Raw genomic sequence first — 15,134 nt, 5'->3', positions numbered from 1 at the left:
TTAGAGGCGGCGCCAGCTCCAGGTCGTGGTGGCCTCCAGCGGCTCCAGGGGCGTGACCAGGCGCGGCAGGGTGTTGAGGCCGTTGGGCGGGCCGGTCTGCGGCTCCACGCACACGGCCTCCCGCTGCTCGTCGTAGACGACGACCCACTCCTCGCGGCTGGTCACCTTCAGCTCCAGCTGCCCGGGCCAGGTCAGGGTCGCCTCGACGCCGCCGGGCATGCCGAAGCAGTCGTCCCAGGGGCCGGGCTTGGGGTCGAGGCGGTTGCCGGTGGGCAGGTGGTCCGCGCCGCGCTCCTCCTGCCAGGCCGGGGCGAAGTCGAGGGTGACGTCCTCGCCGCCGAGGTTCCGGTTGAACCAGGGGTGCCAGCCGATCTGGGCCGGGAAGGACGACTCGTACGTCTCGACGGACATGGTCAGCGTCACCGCGTCCTCGGTGAGGGCGACGATCTGGGTGACGAGGCCCGGGTAGGGCCAGGGGTCGACCAGCTCGTACGTGAGGACGGCCTCGTCCGTGCTCGTGCGGGCGGTGCGCCAGGCGTGGTCGCGGACGGTGCCGTGGATGGCGTGCGGCGGGGCGTTGAGGGGCATCTGCCGCACCTCGGCGCCGTCCAGGAACCGCCCGTCCCGGATCCGGCCGCACCAGGGCACCATCGGGAAGCAGCCGAAGCGCTCGCCCTGGCGCAGCAGTTCGACGCCGCCGATCCGCAGTCCTCCGACCCGGCCGCCGTTGCCCGGCTGCACGGTCACCTCCGCGTCACCCGCGGTCAGCGTGATGTCTCGGTCACTCACGGGACGACCCTACTGCGGCGATCAAGAGGGCCTCACCGGTGACGGGTCGCTGCGGCCGGATGGGCCCGGGGCAGGGGCGTTGCCGCCCGGCCGCCACGCGGTTCAGCGGCGTCTGCGCAGGGCCCGGACCGCCACGATGGCCGACGCCAGGGCCAGGGCCGCCGCGGGGGCCGCCCAGCGCAGCGGGGCCGGGGCCGTCACGGTCTGCGGCGCGGGCACGGGGGCGTACCGGCCGCGCGGAGGGGCGTGGTCCACCTCCTCGGCGCTGCGTCCGATCATGGTGCGGCGCGCGTGCGCCGCCTCGGCGATCTCCTCGTCGTTCTCGTCACTCTCGTCGTCCGCGGGTCCTGGAGGGGAGAGCGGGACGTCGGCGCCGAAGGCGGAGGGCCGCTCGGGGGCCGGGGGCTCCTCGGTGAGACCGGGGTCGGAGGTGGCCTTCTCGTCGGACGCACCCGTCTTGCCGTCGGTCGCACCCGTCTTGCCGTCGGCGGCCGGCGGTGGTGGTGCCTCGTCGTCCGCGTCGGGCGTCGTCTCGTGGTCGGTCGTCGCGCGCGGTTCGAAGTCCTGTGTGGCGAGGGGGGTGGTGGTCTGCGCCGCCGTGGCCAGGTGCTCCGCGAAACGGTTCAGCAGCCGGGTGACCGCGCCCTCCACCGCGTCCGGCGGGAGCTCCTTGATCCGTCCGTCCGCCGTGGCCGTGCCTTCGTACACGACGGTGCAGCCGTCCTCCGCCTCGCGCAGGGCGATCCGCAGGGCGATCTTGACCGAGCCGCTGCCGCGCGACTCCTCGGCCTCGCCCTCGACGGCGTACGCCTCATCGCGCCGGGACACCCGTACGGCACCCCGGTAGGTGATGGAGTGACTGCCGACCCGGATCTTCAGCCGCCCGGTGACGGGCTCGGCGCCGGCGTCCTGCTGGAGCCCCGGAACGGCCCGGGCGACCCGCGCGGGGTCGTCCAGCACCTCCCTCAGCCGCTCGGCCGGAACCGGAACGAACACCTCGTGCTCCATGTCGACGGACTCTACCCAGCACAGCCCGAAACGCACCCTCGCCCGAGGGATTCGCCCCCGATCCACCCCCAGCAGGCGTATCCTCCGCGACCCGCGGACGGGGTCCGCCGCCCCCTGGTGGGCGCGGGTGCACCCGTCAGGGGCGCGGGAACGCCCGTCAGCGGCACAAATCCACGGATCGATCGCGCGGATCCACAGGCCAGTCGCGCGGATCCACAGGCCTATCGCGCGGACACACCCGTCAGTAGCGCGGCCCCCCGTCAGTAGCGCGGATGCACCAGCGTCGACGCCGGCAGTCCCTCGATCCGCGTGCCGCGCGCCGCCCGTTCCCCCGCGGCCAGGGACGCCTGCGTGAGGGCCCGGGGCCGTGGGCCGTCCGGGTCGAGCCGCAGCCGCGGTTCGCTGCGCGCGGCCAGCACGAAACCCCAGTCGCGGGGTGCACGGGAGCGGTCGGCGGGGGTGCGGTCGGGCCCGGCGGTGAATCCGGGACGGCGGCCGCCGGTGCCGTACGGGGCGGTGCGCAGACCGGCCGCGCGCAGGGTCGCCTCGACCGTCCAGTACACCCGGGGGCCGGACGCGACCGGCCCGGCGTGCACCACGAGCCGGCCGCCGGGGGCCAGCACACGCCGCGCGAGGCCGTAGAACTCCTGCGAGTACAGCTTCGTGCTCGCCGTGATCCCGGGGTCCGGCAGGTCCGAGACGACCACGTCGTACGCCGCCGGGTCCGCTCCGCGCAGCCAGCCGAAGGCGTCGTCGGTCGTCACGTGCACGCGCGGGTCACCGAAGGCGTGCCGGTTGAGCGCGGACAGGGCCGGGTCGGTGCGGGCCAGGCGGATCACCTCCGGGTCGAGTTCGACGACGTCGATCCGGTCCACTCCGCGGTGGCGCAGCACCTCGCGGACGGCCAGGCCGTTGCCGCCGCCGAGGATCAGCACGCGCGCGTGCGGCCCGTTCATCGCGGGGTGGACGAGGGCCTCGTGGTAGCGCGGCTCGTCGCGTCCGCTGACCCGCAGCCGGCCGTCGAGGAACAGGTCGAGGGGCCGCCCGTGCGTGCCGCCGGTGAGGACGACCTCCTGCACTCCGGTCCGGAGCGCCACGCGGACGTCGTCGCCGTACACCGCCTGCCGCGCGGCCCGTTCGAAGTCGTCGACGAGGACGGCGGCCGAGGCGAGGACGGCGAGCACGAGGACGTTGCCGACCAGCAGCAGCCACCGGGCCCGCCGGGTCAGGTCCCGGCGGAAGAGCCCGAGCACCAGCGCACCGCCGACGACCGCGTTGACCGCGCCGGTGAGCAGCGCGCCGGTCAACTGCCCCAGGAACGGCAGCAGGAGGAAGGGAAAGGCGAGGCCGCCGACGAGGGCACCGACGTAGTCGGCGGCGGACAGGTCGGCCACCGCGCCGCCCGCATCCTGGCGGCGGATGCGCTGGATCAGCTCCATCAGCAGCGGCACTTCGGCGCCGATGAGCAGCCCCGTGGCCAGGGAGAAGGCGACCAGCAGGCAACGCGGCCCGTTGGCCCACATCCCGCCCCAGTCGCCGGTCCAGGCGAACACCGCGTACAGGGCCATCGCACTGCATCCGCCGACGAGCGCGAGGATGGCCTCGACAGCACCGAAGCCGGCCGCGGCGAGCGGGCGCAGCCGCTTCGCCGCGAGGGAGCCGATGCCCATCGCGAAGACCATGACGGACAGCACGACGGACGCCTGGGTGACGGAGTCACCCATCAAGTACGAGGCGAGCGCGACGAGTTCCAGCTCGTACACGAGTCCGCAGGCCGCGCAGACGAACACGCACGCGAGGACCAGGAACCGCCCGGTGCCGGGCCGTACGGGCAGTCGCGCCGGGCCGGCCGGGCCGCCCGGGGCGCTCCAGAGCGGCGGGCAACCTGGCGGGGCGGGCGCGTGCGGCTCGATCACGCTGCGACGTTACGTCACGTCTCGACTGCGATTCGTCACCCACACGTGTGGTGCTGGTTTACCGGGGACGGACATCGGTACGGGATGAGGTTCGGCCCGTGCGGCTCCGAGGGGCGGGACCGACGGCCTTTCCCCGGGCGTCAGTTGGCGAGGACCGCCGTCGGCACGCGCACGCCCACCCTCGTGCGGGTCGCCACCAACTGCCCGTCCTGCGGGTAGGCGTGCCACGTCCGCCAGTGCACCTGGCCCTCGTGGTACTGGGCGAGCAGGGCCGTGAAGGCGTACGGGCTGCCGGGGAAGACGCCGACGAGGCCGTGCGGATGGTCGGAGACAAGGGCCAGCAACTCCTGGGCGCGGCCCGCGAAGGAGCCGGGCGAGAGGACCTCGACGCGGGCCGCGAACTCGTACTCCCAGTCGTCCACCCGCTTGGCGACGCCGAGCGGAAGCGGAGTGCTGCTGCCCGCGATGCACGCCACCGTCTCCGAGCAGATGCCCCGCTCCTCCTCCAAGAGGACCTGGTGGGACGCGCCGAGGAGCCGCAACTGCAGTTTGGTGCCCGCCAGTTCGAGGTCGAGCACGGCCAGTGCGGGAAGCGGCTCGCGCCCCAGGGCCCACGCGAGATCGGTTGCACGGGTGTCGGTGTAGGAGGTGTTCAGGGTCGTGAGCATGGATCGGCTCCGCAAGCACACATGGAGAGTGAGAGGGGTCCGCTGCGCCCCGGTGGCACCGGGGGATGTCGGCCCGGGGTCAGCCCGGTCGGCCGGTTCGGGAGAGGTGTCCGCGGGGCTGCGTCGGTGACTTAGAGGGAATCATGAACGGTGGCACCGCCATAGCGTTTTTACCCAAGCACGCTGGGTTTCCATCCATCAGAGGGCTCCACAGCTCAACTGTTCAACCACGGCGTGCGCCGCTGCCGGGGAGGCGTGCGCCGATGCGCCGTGCCGCGCACTCACAACCGGGGCGGAGGGGCGGCCGCGTTTCCGGCGAAACCCGCAAACGACCGCCCGGCCCGCGCTGTTGCGGAAGCGGTCTCCTGATCGACGGGAGTTGTCCTACAGACATGGGACGTCACCGCCGGCCGCGCGAAGACACCCGACGGACATTCGAAGCATCGCCCGTCCGGGCCCCAGGCCTCAGGCCCCGGGCTCCAGGCCCCGGGCTCGAGACCCCGGGCTCCGGGCTCCGGGCTCCGGGCACCGGGCACCGGGCACCGGGCACCGGGCACCGGGCACCGGGCACCGGGCACCGGGCACCGGGCACCGGGCACAACATCGCAGGCCTCCCACAGGCGCATGCCGCACGAGGACGCGGGCCCGCCCAGATCGCATGCCGCACGACACGACGACGCGGGGCCCGCCCAGGTGCGGACCCCGCGTTCGGTGATTGCGGCTCCCCGTCGCGCGGACGCCGCGTTCGGTGGACGCCGCTGCCGCCGTCGTGGGGAGGCCGCATGTGTGGATGCGGCTGCCCCGCGCGAGGACACCGACGTCAGTCAGCTGCCCCCGCCGCCGCAGCCACCGCCGCCGCCCCCGCAGGACGACCCGCCTCCGCAGGACGAGCTGCCACCGCAGGAGTGACCCCCGTGGTGTCCGCCGCCCCCGTCGGACGAGCCGGAGTCTCCCCCGCCCGCCCACCAGCTGTTGTGGCTGCTGCTGCCGCTCGAACCGGTGGACGCCCACGCCCCGCGACGCGTGGTCCGCCGGGAACCGCCCCTGCGGGCCTTGGAAACCAGCGCCCCGATCAGGACGACTCCGACCACCGCCAGGATGATGCCGACGATCATGGCGTCACCCTCCTTCCATGTCCCCCGAAGCGGCCCCCCGTGGGCGCCTCGCTCTTGCGTGAAGCGGTGATGCCCTCCCCGCTCCCGGCCCAACACAGAGTTGAGGAACTCCAGAGCTTCGGCGGAGGATGGCCGGCATGACCTCCAGCGCGCGCCCCCTCCTGAACCGTCGGCTCGCCGAGTTCGGGACGACGATCTTCGCCGAGATGTCCGCCCTGGCCCTGAGCACCGGCGCCATCAACCTCGGGCAGGGCTTCCCCGACACCGACGGCCCCGAGGAGATCCGGGAGGCCGCCGTACGGGCCCTGCGGGACGGCCGCGGCAACCAGTACCCGCCGGGCCCCGGCGTGCCCGAGCTGCGCACCGCCGTCACCGCCCACCAGCAGCGCCGCTACGGCCTGGCCTACGACCCCGACACGGAGGTCCTGGTCACCGCGGGAGCCACGGAGGCCATCGCCGCCGCCCTGCTGGCCCTGGTGGAGCCCGGCGACGAGGTGATCGCCTTCGAGCCGTACTACGACTCCTACGCCGCGTGCATCGCGATGGCGGGCGGCCGCCGGGTGCCGGTCACGCTGCGCGCGGACGTCGAGGAGGGCCGTTTCCGTCTCGACCTCGACGAGCTGCGCGACGCCGTCACCGACCGGACCCGGCTGCTGCTGATCAACACCCCGCACAACCCGACCGGGACGGTCCTCACCCGCGAGGAGCTGGCCGCGATCGCCGAGCTGGCGGTGGAGCGGGACCTGCTGGTGGTGACGGACGAGGTGTACGAGCACCTGGTCTTCGACGACGCCGAGCACGTGCCGCTGGCGACGTTCCCGGGGATGCGCGAGCGTACGGTCACCATCTCCAGCAGCGGCAAGACGTTCTCGTTCACCGGCTGGAAGGTCGGCTGGATCACGGGGGCCCCGGAGCTGGTCACGGCGGTGCGTTCGGCGAAGCAGTACCTGACGTACGTCGCGTCCGGGCCCTTCCAGTACGCCGTGGCCGAGGCCCTGCGCCTGCCCGACTCATACTTCGCGGACTTCCGCGCGGACATGCTGGCCAAGCGGGATCTACTCGCGGGCGGCCTTGAGCGGGCGGGCTTCAAGGTCTTCCCCCCGGCCGGCACGTACTTCATCACCACCGACATCCGGCCCCTCGGCGAGAGCGACGGTTTCGCCTTCTGCCGCGCGCTGCCGGAGCGCGCGGGCGTGGTCGCCATCCCGAACGCCGTGTTCTACGACCACCGCGAGCAGGGCGCGCCCTTCGTGCGGTTCGCCTTCTGCAAGCGGACGGAGGTGCTGGAGGAGGCGGCCGCCCGGCTCAAGACACTGGCCGCCTGAACAGCCACAGACGTACCAGCATATGTACCGGCCACACGGCCTGGCTGCTCCGATCCGCCGCGCACCCGCACTCGACTGCCGCCTGGTCGACCGGGACACCGGTGATCGGCAGCCATATCACGCAGCCCGCCTGTCGGCGGACACGCTTCCATCAGCGATCAACCGGCGCCGCCAGGCCAGTGACAGCGACCCCGGATCATGCGGGACAGAGGCAGCAAAGAGTCATACCGGCCCTGAAGGACACGAACCCGAGCTGGGCTCCACGAAGAAGGTGATGTGCGGGCAGTAGCCCTCCTCGGCCAGCCAGGCGCGGGCCCGGCCGCGCTGTCGCTCATCGCGGAACCGGTGGTACCGGCTCCAGGAGCGCTCGTCACCAGCGAGGACGTCCTTGAAGCGCCGGAAGGCGCCCCGCCCACCGATGGCGATCCGCAGCCGGTCGGCAAGGGCGGCGTCCCCGACCTCCTCCCCACGCTGCGCCCGGTCCGCGAAGCGCTGAAACGCCGCCCGGTCGTGGACGTCCACGCCCTGCTCCGCGGCCGTCATCGCCCAGAACTTCGCCAAACCCCAGCCAGTGCGGTCCGTCATCGCCGCCAGATGCTGGTCCGCAACACTGTCGACCGCCGCAAGGGAATCCTGGAGTGAGGGGCCGCGCGGGTCCGCCAACTGCGCGGCGTGCAGATAGCGCAGGAGCGTGCGCAGTGTGCCCGGGGCATCGCCGCGTTCCTCCCCGGGAAGCTCCGTGAGCGGCCGACTATCTCAAAGGCAGTACGTGCTGGTTGTCACCCGCAGCAGAACGAGGCCTTGAACTTCCGTGCGCCGAAGCGGACTTCGCCCTACGGACTCACGACACAGAACGGCACACTCCGTGGCCGATCCCGCTCGACGAAAGGCCGGGCCATCCCAGCCCTCTGCCCCGCCCAGGAACGACCAGGTCCGGCGACGGCGGTGCCGACGGCACGGTCTTGGCTGGCGGGGAGTGCCTCGTCAGCGGGCGTCCGCCTCGGGCTCCGGGCGCGGGAGTTCGTCGAGGTCGAGGGTGAAGGTGCGGCCGTCGGCCAGGGGGATGGGGAGCTTGCCCGTGCCGTACTTGTGGGTGTGTGCGGCGATGTAACCGGTGGCGGTCGGCTGGGTGTGAAGGACGACTTCCTGGGCGTAGGGGTCCACGACCAGGTAGATCGGGATGCCGTAGCGGCCGTACTTCGCGGTGCAGTCGTCGTAGTCCTTGCGTGCGGAGGAGGTCGAGACGACCTCGGAGATCAGCAGGACGTCCTCGAAGCTGTAGCGCCTGCCCTCCCGGCGGGCGTCCTCGCGCAGGATCGCCAGATCGGGAGCGGAGTGCTCGTCGGCGGGGAAGTCGATGTAGACGTCGGAGACGGTCTTCGCATGGCGCCCGAGGGACACGATGGTGTCGAACTGCATCGACTTGATCGTGCTGGAGTGCTCGACGCTCTGCGGGGTCATGATCACCTTTCCGTCGGCCCCGAACAGGACCGTGTACCCCTTGGGGAACTCGGTGTGCACGATCACGTCGACGCTCATCAACGGCTCCTTCCGTGTGTGGTCAGGATACGACGGACAGTGCCGCGTCGCCGAGCCCGACGATACGGCCGGAAGACCGGTCCGGACGGCTTGTGCGGCCGGCTCACCGACGATGCCGGAGATCCGCAGGGGGCCTGTCGCGCCGCCAACAATAGGTAGGCCAACGAGGTGCCGGCTGGATCACCGGGGGCCCCGGAGCAGGTTGGCGTTCTGCAAGCGGACGGGGGTGCTGGAGGAGGCGGCGAAGCGACTCAGCGCGGCGCTCTAGGCACGCCGGGGTTCAGGTCTCGGGGGTCACTCGAGTACTCATCCATGAGCCCCACCGGCTCAGCCCGCCACACGCAGACATTCCCCGGCGAGTCGGTCCCGGCAGGTCCGGCAGTGTCCGGGCTCCGGGGCGCGGAAGGCGCGCTCGCAGCCGTCGCAGGTCTGGAAGGGCAGTACGGCCGGGCGCTCCACGCTCGGCGGGAGCGGTGCCGGGGAGGGCAACGGCAGCGGGGTTTCCCGGAGGCGGAAGGCCAGGACGCCTGCCGGGCGGGCCCTGAAACGGTCGGGGAGCCGTACGGTCAGCAGTTCCGTGATCTCCCGCGGCCCGACACCGGCCGCCAGCCACTCGGCTACGGCCGGTGCCAGTCGGGTGGCCTCCTGCGCGGACAGGACCAGGCGGGGGTCGACCCGGCGCAGGGCGGTCAGTACGGCGACCGCGTCGGGGTCGGCGTCGGCTAGTGCGGACGCCGGACTGCTGGGCTCCTCGGGACCGGGAGCGGGAGCGGGAGCGGGAGCGGGAGCGGAAGCGGGACCGGGAGCGGAAGCGGGCGCCGTCTCCCGTCGGGTTTCCAGGACAGTGGGCCGCTTCCTTGGCCGGGGCTTCGGCGGCTCGGGCGGGTCGTCCGGGCCCTCGCCGCGCGGTACGTCGTAGAAGTACGTGCGGGTGCGTACCTGCCCGGTGGGCGTCCGTTCGCGGCGGCGTTCCAGGTATCCGGCCGATTCGAGTTCTCTGAGCGCTCGCGAGATGAGGATCTCGCCCTCGCTGAAGTGCTCGCACAGAGCGGTGATGGTCACGGGGGAGCCATCGGGCATCGAGGCGATGTACGCCGCGACGCCGACCGTGACCGCGCTGCCCCGCCGCTGGGCGAGGGCGTTGGAGATCACCGTGAAGTCGGCGGTGAGGCGGGTGCGTACGTGGATCACGCCGGTAGTCGGAGCTCCGGCGTCGGCGCGCAGGCGCGCGTTAGACTGCGGGTCAGCCATCGGGAAGGTGTCTCTTCCTGATCGGTCAGGCCCTCGTTCGGGATTGCCGTCCCGGCCGGGGGCCGTATCTGTTTGCGGTTGTCGCGGCGAACGTAACGGCCCGTTACCCGCCCCCGCAAGCCGGTCACTCGGACGGGTGACGCGCGCCTTCCGGCGCGGGGAGGGTGGGTGGGCGGGTAGTTCTTTCCCCGGTTCTTTCAGGAGGTCAGTGGTCTACCGGACCCTCGCGGACAAGGGCCCGGTGAGTCCGAAGGCCGCCTCAGGGGCGGTGGTGCCCGGCCTTCAACTCGGCTATGAAGGCTGCCCAGGACGCGGCTTCGAAGCACAGCGCCGGGCCCTGTGGGGCCTTGCTGTCACGGACCGGGACGACGACCCCTTGGAACCCGTCGGCCACCTCCACGCAGTCGCCCCCCTCTTGATTGCTGTAGCTGCTCTTGCGCCAGGCGGCGCCGTTCAGATCGGGACGGGACCTTCGCTCCACGGTGGTTGTCCTCCCTCACGGATCGGATCATGTCCAGAGACATGAGCGGGGGCAGACGAAAGGTGACCCGTTCTTCCAACTGCTCTTCGCTGCCGAGCGTCCGACCGACTCTCAGCACCGCACGCGCGTAGTCCTCCGTCTGCAACAAGCCGGGCACCACATGAGCCGCATACTGCCGGACCGCCACCGCCCGCTCCGCGTACTCCATGAACCTCCGCGACCAGTCCGGAAACGCCTCCCGGTACACATACGGCCACAGCTCCACCAGCAGATCCTCCGCACCGAGTGCCGCGTCCAGCGCACGCGCCAGCTCCAGCGTCGGCTTCGCTCCGGACGCGCGCTCGATCTGCGTGATCCGCGTGCTCACGACATGCGTCCGGTCGCCCAGCTCGGCCTGCGTCAGCCCCGCCGCCGCCCGAAGCCTGCGCACCCGCGCACCCGCGCACCGAACAGCGCGGCCATCGACGCACTGGGGTCAATTCCGTTGGCCAAGGCATCACTTCCGTTCCTCACGGCCTCACAAGTAAGGCTGCGCCCCCTGTCGAGCGTAGGACGATCGACCGACTCTTGAGCACGGAAGGTGATGACTCGTGTGCGCAACGGAGCGCTTCGAGCCGAGGGAAAGGGACGGACAGGCCGTGCTGACAGAAACCGCCACCCCGGGAGACATGCCGCAGCGTGAACTCCGGTCGCTCACGCTGCAGTTCCCCTCCTCCCCGCGCGGTGCGCGGCTCGCCCGGCGTCACGCCGTCCGGTGGATGGGGGAACGGGGCCACCCGCCGGCTTCGGACGTCTCCTGCGCGGTCGCCCTCGTCGTCGGCGAACTCGCGGCGAACGCCGTCCAGCACGGTCGGATCCCCGGCCGGGAGTTCGGTCTCCTGCTCGCCCTGGACCGGGCCGCGGGCGTGCTGCGTGTGGAGGTCGCGGACGCCGCCTCCGCGAAGCGGCTCCCTACGGCCGCGCCCGCGTCGTCTCCCGATGGCGAGTCCGGCCGGGGGCTGCTCCTGGTGGACGTCATGGCCGAGCGCTGGGGGTCGACGCCTCGCAGCCCGGTGGGCAAGACGGTATGGGCGGAGCTGCGTCTTGAGATCTGATCCGCCCCCTCGGCGAGCGAGGGGAGGCAGCGGCGTCCGAGGGAGGCGGCGGCACCCGAAAAGGCGTACGGCGCGTACAGCGCGTACCTGCTCGTACGCGCCGACGCGCCGCTGCGGGGCCGGCTGAGGGTCTACTCCTCGTCCTCGGGCTTCTCCGCTTCGTTGATCTCCTCTTCAATACCGAGCTGCTCGACGAGCCACTTGTCGAACTCGATCGCCGCGCGCACCCAGCTGACCGTCGAGGAGACGAAGTGCTCCAGGCTGACGCCCATGCCGATCAGCATCTGGGCCTCGCCGATGAGGCGGACCGTGCCGTCGTCGTGGGTGTGGCTGTAGACCTTCGGCCACAGGGTCCGGCGGTTCCAGTCGTCGATCGACTCCAGGATCTGCGGCTTGGCCTCGATCTCGTGGGGCCGGTCGTAGAACGTCCGCACGGAGAAGACCTGCTGGTCTCCCTCTCCACGGAACATGAAGTAGGTGCGGAACTGCTCCCACGGCGCCGCGAGGTCACCCTCGTCGTCGACGACGTACTTGAGCTCCATCTGGTCGAGGAGCTGCTTCACGAGGTCCTGATCCGGGACGACGGGGCCGGCCGGGCCGCCGGGCTGCGGCTCGGGCTGGCCCCCGAAGTTCGGAATCGAGGACGGGTCGATGGTCACCGTGAATTTCCCTTCGTACGGATTCCGCCATCCTCCCCCATGCGGGGAGGGGGGTGGCAAGCCCCGACAGGCCCTGTCAGCCCACGGCTGACACGATCCGGTCAGCCGCAACCTCCGGGTGCCCACAACCGTCCTCCTGAGCAGCCGACGGAGAGGGCTGTGCACATGCGGGAAGCGGACAGAGGGCATACCCGGTGGGGCATCGTCCTGCCGTTCCTGGCGCTGCCGGTGGTGGTGCTCGGCGTCCTGATCATCGGCCTGTTCCTGTGGGCCTGGTCGGACGACGACGGGACCGGCGGCGACGGCCGGGCGGGGGCGGCGGCGTCGGTCCCCTGCACCGAGGCCCTGGCCTTCGGCGCCGCCGAGCGCCCCGCGAACGCCCGCGCGCACGACTGCACCGTGCAGCGGGGCATCGACACGTCGTACTCGGCGGTGCTGCGGATGCCCCGCGAGGACGTCCGCGACTGGCTGCGCGAGACGTACCCCAACGCTCCGGAGCCCCGCACCGGCGGCGGTGTCTGCGGGGCGCTCTGCCTCGACGTGACCCACGAGGACGGCCTCCCCGGCACGGCGGAGGCGCACGTGGTGCAGGTGAGGGTGGAGTACGAGAACGCCGAGACGGCACGGGTGCGCTTCTCGGCGTTCACGATGTGACCGGCGACGGTCCTACAGCGTCTTGCCCGTGGCCGGGCCCACCAGGAGCCCGTCCTCGAAGCGGTCCACCCGGACCGTGTCGCCGTCCTTGATCTCTCCGGACAGGATCTCCTTGGCGAGCCGGTCGCCGATGGCCGACTGGACGAGCCGCCGCAGCGGCCGCGCGCCGTACGCCGGGTCCATGCCCTCCTCCGCGAGCCACGCCAGGGCATCCGGCGTGATGTCCAGGGTGAGCCGCCGCTCGGCGAGCCGCTTGGCCAGGCGGTCCAGCTGGAGCTTGGCGATGCGCTCCAGCTCGGGCTTGGTCAGCGCCGAGAAGACGACCAGGTCGTCGAGGCGGTTGAGGAACTCCGGCTTGAAGGAGCTGCGCACCACCTCCAGCACCTGCTCCTTCTTCTCCTGCTCGCTGGTGACCGGGTCGACGAGGAACTGGCTGCCGAGGTTCGACGTCAGCACGAGGATGGTGTTGCGGAAGTCGACCGTACGGCCCTGGCCGTCCGTCAGACGCCCGTCGTCCAGCACCTGGAGCAGGATGTCGAAGACCTCCGGGTGGGCCTTCTCCACCTCGTCCAGCAGGACGACGGAGTACGGACGGCGGCGCACGGCCTCGGTGAGCTGGCCGCCCTCCTCGTAGCCGACGTACCCGGGCGGGGCGCCGACCAGGCGGGCCACGCTGTGCTTCTCGCTGTACTCCGACATGTCGATGCGGACCATCGCCCGCTCGTCGTCGAAGAGGAAGTCGGCGAGCGCCTTGGCCAGTTCGGTCTTGCCGACGCCGGTCGGGCCGAGGAAGAGGAAGGACCCGGTGGGCCGGTCGGGGTCGGCGATGCCGGCGCGGCTGCGGCGTACGGCGTCGGACACCGCCCGCACGGCCTCGGTCTGGCCGATGAGCCGCTTGCCCAGCTCGTCCTCCATGCGCAGCAGCTTCTGCGTCTCACCCTCCAGCAGGCGCCCGGCCGGGATGCCGGTCCAGGAGGCGACGACGTCGGCGATGTCGTCGGCGCCGACCTCCTCCTTGACCATGGTGTCCTTGGCGCCCCCGCCGGAGGCGGAAGATGTCAACGCCTCCTCGGCCTCGGAGGCGGCCTCCAACTCCTTCTCCAGGGCCGGGATCTCGCCGTAGAGCAGCTTGGAGGCGGTGTCGAAGTCGCCGTCGCGCTGGGCGCGTTCGGCCTGGCCGCGCACCTCGTCGAGGCGTTCCTTCAGTTCACCGACGCGGTTGAGGGACTGCTTCTCCTTCTCCCAGCGGGCGGTGAGGCCGCGCAACTCCTCCTCCTTGTCGGCGAGGTCGCGGCGCAGCTTCTCCAGCCGCTCGCGGGAGGCGGCGTCGGTCTCCTTGCCGATCGCCAGCTCCTCCATCTTCAGCCGGTCGACGGCGCGCTGGAGTTCGTCGATCTCGACGGGCGAGGAGTCGATCTCCATGCGCAGGCGGGAGGCGGCCTCGTCGACGAGGTCGATGGCCTTGTCGGGCAGGAAGCGGGAGGTGATGTACCGGTCGGAGAGCGAGGCGGCGGCGACCAGCGCGCTGTCGGCGATCTGCACCTTGTGGTGGGCCTCGTAGCGGCCCTTGAGTCCGCGCAGGATCGCGATGGAGTCCTCGACGGACGGCTCGGCGACCAGCACCTGCTGGAAGCGGCGCTCCAGGGCGGGGTCCTTCTCGATGCGCTCGCGGTACTCGTCGAGGGTCGTGGCACCGACCATGCGCAGCTCGCCGCGGGCCAGCATGGGCTTCAGCATGTTGCCGGCGTCCATGGCGGAGTCGCCGCCCGCGCCGGCCCCGACGACGGTGTGCAGCTCGTCGATGAAGGTGATGATCTGCCCGTCGGAGTCCTTGATCTCGGCCAGGACGGTCTTCAGGCGCTCCTCGAACTCACCCCGGTACTTGGCACCCGCGACCATGGCGCCCAGGTCGAGCGCGACGAGCCGCTTGTCCTTCAGCGACTCGGGCACGTCGCCCTTGACGATCCGCTGGGCGAGCCCCTCGACGACGGCGGTCTTTCCGACGCCGGGCTCGCCGATGAGGACGGGGTTGTTCTTGGTCCGCCGGGACAGCACCTGCACGACCCGCCGGATCTCCTGGTCCCGCCCGATGACGGGGTCGAGCCGTCCTTCCCGCGCGGCGGCGGTGAAGTCGGTCCCGAACTTCTCCAGCGCCTTGTACTGCCCTTCGGGGTCGGCCGTGGTCACGCGTCGTTGCCCTCGTGTCTTCTGGAAAGCGGCTTGGAGCTTCCTGGCGTCGGCCCCCTGCTGGGACAGCACCTCGCCGGCCGCGCCGCCCTTCGCGGCGAGGGCGATGAGGAGGTGCTCGGTGGAGAGGTACTCGTCGCCCAGGTCCTTGGCGCGGGCCTGGGCGTCGGCGACGACGGCCAGCATCTCGCGGTTGGGCTGGGGCGGCGCGACGGTCGACCCGGTCACGCTCGGCAGCCCGGCGAGCACGCGCTCGGCGCCGGCGCGCACGGCGGCCTGGTCGGCGTCGACCGCGGCGAGCAGGTCGGTGATGTTCTCGTTGTCCTGTCCCTGGAGCAGCGCGAGCAGCAGGTGGGCAGGGGTGAGGTCGGGGTGCCCCTCGGTCACGGCCCGGTTGCTGGCAGCGTTGATCGCGTCCCGGCTCCGGTTGGTCAGCTCGGCGTCCACG

15 protein-coding genes are annotated in these 15,134 nt (G+C 71.9%); 3 read left to right on the top strand and 12 right to left on the bottom strand.

Features of this window, described 5'->3' with window-relative positions; translation table 11 throughout:
- The 5 genes from AB0937_RS00930 to AB0937_RS00910 form a co-directional block, all read right to left on the bottom strand.
- Window positions 1–789 carry an aldose 1-epimerase gene (locus AB0937_RS00930; RefSeq protein ID WP_366708822.1) on the bottom strand — a complete coding sequence of 263 codons (789 nt, stop codon included), beginning with the start codon at window positions 787–789 and terminating at the stop codon, window positions 1–3.
- 102 nt (window positions 790–891) lie between these two features.
- Entirely contained in the window at window positions 892–1,797 is a 906-nt protein-coding gene (locus AB0937_RS00925) for an SRPBCC domain-containing protein (RefSeq protein ID WP_366708821.1), read from the bottom strand.
- A 260-nt stretch (window positions 1,798–2,057) separates the two neighbouring features.
- Entirely contained in the window at window positions 2,058–3,713 is a 1,656-nt protein-coding gene (locus AB0937_RS00920; RefSeq protein WP_366708820.1) for a polyamine aminopropyltransferase, read from the bottom strand.
- Between the two features lie 140 nt (window positions 3,714–3,853).
- Window positions 3,854–4,381 carry a DUF2617 family protein gene (locus tag AB0937_RS00915; protein WP_366708819.1) on the bottom strand — a complete coding sequence of 176 codons (528 nt, stop codon included), beginning with the start codon at window positions 4,379–4,381 and terminating at the stop codon, window positions 3,854–3,856.
- Window positions 4,382–5,205: 824 nt separating this feature from the next.
- Window positions 5,206–5,496 (bottom strand): hypothetical protein, encoded by a 291-nt coding sequence (locus AB0937_RS00910; protein WP_366708818.1) that lies wholly within the window; start codon window positions 5,494–5,496, stop codon window positions 5,206–5,208.
- 128 nt (window positions 5,497–5,624) lie between these two features.
- Between AB0937_RS00910 and AB0937_RS00905 the strand changes: the two genes are divergently transcribed.
- Window positions 5,625–6,821: a pyridoxal phosphate-dependent aminotransferase gene (locus AB0937_RS00905; protein ID WP_366708817.1), complete on the top strand. Its 1,197-nt coding sequence runs from the start codon at window positions 5,625–5,627 to the stop codon at window positions 6,819–6,821.
- A gap of 222 nt (window positions 6,822–7,043) precedes the next feature.
- On the opposite strand, the gene AB0937_RS00900 is transcribed toward AB0937_RS00905, so the two are convergent.
- From AB0937_RS00900 to AB0937_RS00880, 5 genes are all read right to left on the bottom strand, one after another.
- Complete coding sequence (locus tag AB0937_RS00900) at window positions 7,044–7,406, bottom strand: hypothetical protein (RefSeq protein WP_366708816.1); 363 nt, start codon at window positions 7,404–7,406, stop codon at window positions 7,044–7,046.
- A gap of 399 nt (window positions 7,407–7,805) precedes the next feature.
- Complete coding sequence (locus tag AB0937_RS00895; protein ID WP_366708815.1) at window positions 7,806–8,360, bottom strand: Uma2 family endonuclease; 555 nt, start codon at window positions 8,358–8,360, stop codon at window positions 7,806–7,808.
- Window positions 8,361–8,687: 327 nt separating this feature from the next.
- Window positions 8,688–9,611, bottom strand: coding sequence for a hypothetical protein (locus tag AB0937_RS00890; protein ID WP_366708814.1), 924 nt, complete (start codon window positions 9,609–9,611; stop codon window positions 8,688–8,690).
- A 259-nt stretch (window positions 9,612–9,870) separates the two neighbouring features.
- Window positions 9,871–10,005: a DUF397 domain-containing protein gene (locus AB0937_RS00885; protein WP_366709324.1), complete on the bottom strand. Its 135-nt coding sequence runs from the start codon at window positions 10,003–10,005 to the stop codon at window positions 9,871–9,873.
- Window positions 9,965–10,522, bottom strand: coding sequence for a Scr1 family TA system antitoxin-like transcriptional regulator (locus AB0937_RS00880; protein WP_366708813.1), 558 nt, complete (start codon window positions 10,520–10,522; stop codon window positions 9,965–9,967). Before AB0937_RS00880 ends, AB0937_RS00885 begins: the two co-directional genes overlap by 41 nt.
- Window positions 10,523–10,760: 238 nt before the next feature.
- Between AB0937_RS00880 and AB0937_RS00875 the strand changes: the two genes are divergently transcribed.
- Window positions 10,761–11,186 carry an ATP-binding protein gene (locus AB0937_RS00875; RefSeq protein WP_366709323.1) on the top strand — a complete coding sequence of 142 codons (426 nt, stop codon included), beginning with the start codon at window positions 10,761–10,763 and terminating at the stop codon, window positions 11,184–11,186.
- Between the two features lie 131 nt (window positions 11,187–11,317).
- Here the strand turns inward: AB0937_RS00875 and AB0937_RS00870 are convergent, their stop codons facing one another.
- Window positions 11,318–11,845 (bottom strand): YbjN domain-containing protein, encoded by a 528-nt coding sequence (locus tag AB0937_RS00870; protein ID WP_031106386.1) that lies wholly within the window; start codon window positions 11,843–11,845, stop codon window positions 11,318–11,320.
- Window positions 11,846–12,010: 165 nt separating this feature from the next.
- Here AB0937_RS00870 and AB0937_RS00865 point away from each other — a divergent pair, with 165 nt between their 5' ends.
- Window positions 12,011–12,499: a hypothetical protein gene (locus AB0937_RS00865; RefSeq protein ID WP_366708812.1), complete on the top strand. Its 489-nt coding sequence runs from the start codon at window positions 12,011–12,013 to the stop codon at window positions 12,497–12,499.
- 12 nt (window positions 12,500–12,511) lie between these two features.
- On the opposite strand, the gene clpB is transcribed toward AB0937_RS00865, so the two are convergent.
- Window positions 12,512–15,133 carry an ATP-dependent chaperone ClpB gene (gene clpB / locus AB0937_RS00860; RefSeq protein ID WP_366708811.1) on the bottom strand — a complete coding sequence of 874 codons (2,622 nt, stop codon included), beginning with the start codon at window positions 15,131–15,133 and terminating at the stop codon, window positions 12,512–12,514.
- Between the last annotated feature and the right edge of the window lies 1 nt (window position 15,134).

The organism is Streptomyces sp. NPDC047880 (assembly GCF_040706515.1).
In the GTDB taxonomy this organism is placed as follows: Bacteria; Actinomycetota; Actinomycetes; order Streptomycetales; family Streptomycetaceae; genus Streptomyces.
This window is presented reverse-complemented; position numbering and strand designations above follow the sequence as displayed.

Bases quoted from the DNA above. Each gene is read 5' to 3' on its own strand.
- AB0937_RS00905 (WP_366708817.1), top strand. From the start codon at position 5,625: ATGGCCGGCATGACCTCCAGCGCGCGCCCCCTCCTGAACCGTCGGCTC.
- AB0937_RS00925 (WP_366708821.1), bottom strand. From the start codon at position 1,797: ATGGAGCACGAGGTGTTCGTTCCGGTTCCGGCCGAGCGGCTGAGGGAG.
- AB0937_RS00890 (WP_366708814.1), bottom strand. From the start codon at position 9,611: ATGGCTGACCCGCAGTCTAACGCGCGCCTGCGCGCCGACGCCGGAGCT.
- AB0937_RS00915 (WP_366708819.1), bottom strand. From the start codon at position 4,381: ATGCTCACGACCCTGAACACCTCCTACACCGACACCCGTGCAACCGAT.
- AB0937_RS00865 (WP_366708812.1), top strand. From the start codon at position 12,011: ATGCGGGAAGCGGACAGAGGGCATACCCGGTGGGGCATCGTCCTGCCG.
- AB0937_RS00910 (WP_366708818.1), bottom strand. From the start codon at position 5,496: ATGATCGTCGGCATCATCCTGGCGGTGGTCGGAGTCGTCCTGATCGGG.
- AB0937_RS00900 (WP_366708816.1), bottom strand. From the start codon at position 7,406: ATGACGGACCGCACTGGCTGGGGTTTGGCGAAGTTCTGGGCGATGACG.
- AB0937_RS00895 (WP_366708815.1), bottom strand. From the start codon at position 8,360: ATGAGCGTCGACGTGATCGTGCACACCGAGTTCCCCAAGGGGTACACG.
- AB0937_RS00875 (WP_366709323.1), top strand. From the start codon at position 10,761: ATGCCGCAGCGTGAACTCCGGTCGCTCACGCTGCAGTTCCCCTCCTCC.